Origin of the sequence: Arthrobacter sp. Bz4 (assembly GCF_003075455.1) — a bacterium.
GTDB lineage: Bacteria > Actinomycetota > Actinomycetes > Actinomycetales > Micrococcaceae > Arthrobacter_D.
The window spans coordinates 1-946 of the sequence record NZ_QDAE01000075.1 but is presented as its reverse complement, the minus strand read 5'-3'; the positions used below and the strand labels follow the sequence as shown (position 1 = coordinate 946).

Sequence of the window (946 nt, the reverse complement as noted above, 5' to 3'; positions counted from 1 at the left end):
CTAGGGCATGTCTCATAAAGGTTGAGGTGTACGGGTGAGAGGCTGGAGGGGTGTCTCGTTTCCAGCTTCTCTCTGATGATCAGTGGGCGTTGATCGCGCCGTTTCTTCCGTCTCGGACCGGGCGGCAGGGTCGCCCGTTCTCTGACGCACGGAGGATCGTGGAGGGCATCATCTACCGGTACCGGTGCGGGATCGCGTGGCGTGACCTGCCGCGGGAGTTCGGCCCCTGGCAAACGGTGTGGCGATGGCATCGTAATCTCGCGGCCGACGGTACCTGGGACCGGGTTCACCAGACCCTGCTCGCTGCGGCAGACAGGGACGGGAAGATCGGCTGGACGGTGTCGGTGGACTCCTCGATCGCTCGCGCGCATCAGCACGCGACCAACCTCACGCGCCTCACAGGGGGCTGGATCGAATTACAAGAATCCGGCCGTCGAGCCGCCTGATCACGCGATCGGCCGCTCCCGCGGCGGGCTGTCGACGAAGATCCACCAGCTTGTCGATGACCACGGTTTGCCGCTGGTGATCGCGGTCGCACCTGGCCAGTCTGGCGACGCGCCCGCGTTGTTGCCGCTGCTGTCCGGGCTTCGCGTCACGCGCCCGGTCGGGCGCCCCCGCACCCGTCCTGACGCGGTCCGTGGGGACAAGGCGTATTCCTCACGAGCGATCCGCAGTCACCTGCGTGACCGCGGCATCCGCGCCGTGATCCCGCAACCGCGCGACCAGCAGGCGCACCGGAAACGACGCGGGTCGCGCGGAGGGCGACCGCCCGGGTTCGACGCCATCGACTACAAGGGACGCAACGTCGTGGAGCGGCGCTTCTGCGACATCAAGCAGTGGCGGGCGCTGGCAACGCGCTACGACAAGCTCGCCGTCGTCTTCCGTGCCGCGGTGGTCCTCAACGCGGTGATCGCATGGAGCCAGAAATGTTTATGAGACATGCCCT

1 protein-coding gene is annotated in these 946 nt (G+C 66.8%); it reads left to right on the top strand.

The features are described from left to right. The first annotated feature begins 50 nt into the window (after window positions 1–50). Window positions 51–936, top strand: a protein-coding gene (locus DDA93_RS16110; RefSeq protein ID WP_116779322.1) for an IS5 family transposase whose coding sequence is annotated in 2 segments (ribosomal slippage) — window positions 51–401 and window positions 403–936 — 885 coding nt in all. Because the reading frame shifts where the segments join, the coding sequence is not laid out codon by codon here. The last annotated feature ends 10 nt before the right edge of the window (window positions 937–946 follow it).